General features: G+C 44.0%; 2 protein-coding genes. Both read right to left on the bottom strand.

Features of this window, described 5'->3' with window-relative positions:
* Window positions 1–2,288 (bottom strand): DUF4347 domain-containing protein (locus tag QUB30_RS33030; protein ID WP_333342465.1); only part of this gene is annotated, 2,288 nt, incomplete at its 3' end.
* A 935-nt stretch (window positions 2,289–3,223) separates the two neighbouring features.
* Complete coding sequence (locus QUB30_RS33035; RefSeq protein WP_333342467.1) at window positions 3,224–3,472, bottom strand: HNH endonuclease signature motif containing protein; 249 nt, start codon at window positions 3,470–3,472, stop codon at window positions 3,224–3,226.
* Window positions 3,473–3,885 lie beyond the last annotated feature (413 nt).

Below are 3,885 nucleotides of genomic sequence, written 5' to 3' on the forward strand. Positions count from 1 at the left end.
ATTGGATCGTAACTACCGTTGGATACAACTACTCCTGTTAAACCAGGAATGATGCTGTCAGTAATTGTGACGTTATTTGCTGTGTTCGGCCCGTTGTTGACTGTGGAAATTGTGTAACTGACTGTCCTACCCACAGTTTCCGTTACTGACCCGTTTTTGGTGGTAACGACATCGGCACTAGGTATCAGAGGTGTGGTGACTCTAGCACCGGACTCAGTGCCGTCATTGTTGGTGGCAGTTGGGTCATAGGTACTGGAGGTACTTCTGGCGGTGTTGCTGACGCTGGCATCTGCGGGTGCGATGAAACTGACTGTGTTGGTAATCGCAGCAGGAGCACCTTTGACCAAGCTGGGGATCGGTGAGAAGGTGACAATGCCACTAATTGGATCGTAACTACCGTTGGATACAACTACTCCTGTTAAACCAGGAATGATGCTGTCAGTAATTGTGACGTTATTTGCTGTATCCGGCCCGTTGTTGACTGTGGAAATTGTGTAACTGACTGTCCTACCCACTGTTTCGGTAGGGGAGCCGATTTTTGTTTTTGTGGTAACTACGTCGGCAAGAGCATCAACAATTGTAGTTGGAGCTTGAGATATTAGTAGGGAACCGTTGTTGTTAGCTGGGTTGGGGTCGTAAGTGCTGGAGTTGCTAAAGGCGGTGTTGGTTATGGTGGTGCCGATCGCTGTCATTGCAGAGACCCTTGCGGTTATGCTGCGGGTAGTGCTAGCGCCGCTAGCTAGAGTCGGAATCGTCGGCCAGGTGACAGTCTGCCTTGTAGCGTCGTATACGCCATCGCCAGCGCTATCGCCAGCGTTGAGGAACTCTAAGTTTGCCGGCAGTTGATCTTGAATCAGAACGTCTGCGGCGCTACTGGTTCCGTTATTAGTGGAAGTAATGGTATAGGTAATGGTGCTGCCGGGAGCGGCGAACACCGGACCTGTTTTAGCAATGGAAATGTCGGCTGAAAGTGCAGGAGTGTTAATAGTTTCTACCGCGAGATTAGCAATCTCGTGAAAGTTTGTAAACGAGCCTGTAGAACTAGCGAAACCAAATTTGAAAGTAGGCGGTATTGCTTCGTTTACCGCCACTACATTCGGTATGTTGATAAAAGTTTCAAATACGCCGTCGGCGTTATCGTCGAGGGCAACAGAAAGAATGTTTGAAACCGGAATTAATGTAATTTGGACGGTTTTTTTTACATTAGCAGCGGTGCGAGTAGTTGCCGAAACATTATCTATGCCGCCGGGAACGGTAGCGTTAGTTAAAAAGCTATATGTTGTGGCTGCGCTGCCTCTAATTGCTATTGAATCTAATAGCTGCCCGGTGCCACCCTCACGCCCTTCATTGGAAGTGGAAAAATTGCCAAATTCGTCTAATCCGACACCTAAATAACCTCCTGCAATCCCGGGTGTACTCGAAGTGTTGTTGGGAGCATACCCGAGAGAGCCGCCGAAGCCTCCCGCTGCTGTTGGGGTAGTTGTTCCGTTAATTAGGAAAAAACTAACGCCATCAGCACCAGTACTGCCACCATAGGCAAATAAATCAAAGGTAACTTTTAGCCCGTCAGTGGAAGAGATGGGGCTGTTGTAGATGACAAAAGCTGCTTGATTGAAATCCGCTGACGTTAATCTCAAAGCGCCGCTGCCTGCGGGATCGACTGGCCCTCCCACTACACCGGGAATAATGCCGGGGCCGTTGCCTGCGGTTAAGCCAGGAGCCTTTGAAGTGCCGCTAGTTCCATAAATCCAAGGCCCTAGTGCTGTTGAACCTTGAAAGGTTTCGGTAACTAAAGTGACCAGGACAGATGTATAGGCTTCTAGGACTTCTTGTTTAAACGCTAGTTCGGTATTTATTTGTCCTGTCGTAATTTCTAATTCCCAGTCGCCACCTAATGCTGCACTCCCTGTTAGGTTGTTGGAAGCGGTAATATTTGCTCCTGTTAGTTCGCTGAGTTTTTGTATGAATTTAATGCCGGATTCGCCGGCGGCTACGTTACAGCCGTAAAGCAGAATGTTGCCTTGCTCGCTAAGGGCTTTTCGCCACTCCTGCAATTGGCTGCTGTAGGTTTCTAGGTTATCAAGATTCAGTTCTGTTGAGCCGATTTCTACTGCTGCTTCTCGGCCGTGAGATACTATGTGCAGGCTGTTGATGCTGTTGCGCCGACCCAAAATTTCGGTGATTTGTTCGATCGCATCTTTGGTTGAATTAAGTACAAATACTTCGGTTCCAGCTTTGAGACCACCGATCAATTGCTCGTAGTTTTCTACTCGGGAGTCAACAACCACTAAATCTTTTTTTGATTTTAGCGCTGCCTTAGAGTTTGCGGCGTTAAAACATAACTTGTTTTTAGTGGCGATATTACTAGATAGGCTTGTTTTTATGGCTGACAAATTCGACATATTGGGGATCGCTTTCATTATTAGCTAATTCACTTATCAGTTCTAACTTACCCGCTTTGAGAAAATTCGATGAACACCAAAATATAAATTTTTACTAACTTATATTTTTTAAAATAATAGTTACGTGTTTATTTTAGTTAAGATGTTAGAGAAGAATTGGACGGGGACTGCTGTGCGCGATCGCGGGTCGCCCTAGGTGGCAAATCACCGCAACTCTTACGCAAACGATGTCTGGCTTTGACTGGACCTGTCAAGTCTTTTTTTTGAGAATAGGCTATGCCAGAACCTTGAGATTGCGATCGCCCGTTACTTAGGCATTGCGGAAAAAAAACCAGTGATTACGCTAACGGGACGGTTCTCAGTACGGTTGTAGGTGTGATTTTTGTTTAATTTTCACAGTCAATTCAGTTAAAAAATCTGTTTCCTATAATGGGAAAAATTATAATTTTCTATGCTATTTACTACCTTTTATAGTTGACATCGCCACTAAACTCATTTATATTCAATCAATCTCAAAAAAATCTCCTAACGACCACTAAAACATACAATAATTCATAGAATGTAAGACAACTTAACATGAGGTTGGAGTTGATAAGTTCCACCAATATATGATTTCACAGATTGGGTGTTCGCAGCCAAAAGCCGTGAAGCGATCGCAGGATTTGAGAAGAGAACGCCAGATTTGCCAAAAAAATTCTTTCAAACACTAGGCAGGACTTACGTAAGGTTAGAGTCGATAGCGACATCACTACCCCTATCTCTCCTTTAGAACGGAAAGTGATAGTTTCGCATCATGCCGCCCCTCAATATCTCTACCCTTGTTATGGCTGCGATTCCATACTTCCATCATTGGCTGTCTTTGTGTCGTGGCAATGTCTATGTAAAAGTTGTAGGTTATCGTAGGTATGCTTTCCACGTAATAACTTAGCGATAATGCGGTCAACTTCTACAAGGTCTGTAGGTATAAAATACAAAGCACAGTGGGTACATTTACTTTTTTGTGCCTTGAGCAACTTAGATACTCTGAGTGGCATTTCTGGGTATTCGCCGCGTCGTTTACTCAAATACATTCAGTTACTCTTATAGGAGCTATAATTGCCTTTTGCTTTTACGTGACTTACAATTGGCATCGCCGAGTGTTGGGGTAATTATAGACCCTATTCTGTACTCAAACACCCATTTATGTCGCCTAGTTTTCTATAGTATTTGCCTTTGTTAAGGCTACATAAGCTATTTATTCTTATTTCATTCTTTATGTCCATTTAACGGGACTTAGATGGAACTTTCCCTACTGCGCTGCTTCCGTTATAGCAAGGCTGTTAGCTCGAATTAGCTAGCCTAAATCGAGTGTCTATAGCAATCCTAAATGATTTTATATATCGAGATCAATCCTAAATGCTTTTCTGTGTGTAAGTATATTGACGTATTTTGGGGAAATCAAATTTATGTTCGTTAGTAAAAAAGTCTCTCCAAAAATTTGACA

Origin of the sequence: Microcoleus sp. BROC3 (assembly GCF_036702515.1) — a bacterium.
GTDB lineage: Bacteria > Cyanobacteriota > Cyanobacteriia > Cyanobacteriales > Microcoleaceae > Microcoleus.

Excerpts from the sequence above, each read along its gene's own strand:
- QUB30_RS33035 (WP_333342467.1), bottom strand. The coding sequence starts at position 3,472 with ATGTATTTGAGTAAACGACGCGGCGAATACCCAGAAATGCCACTCAGA.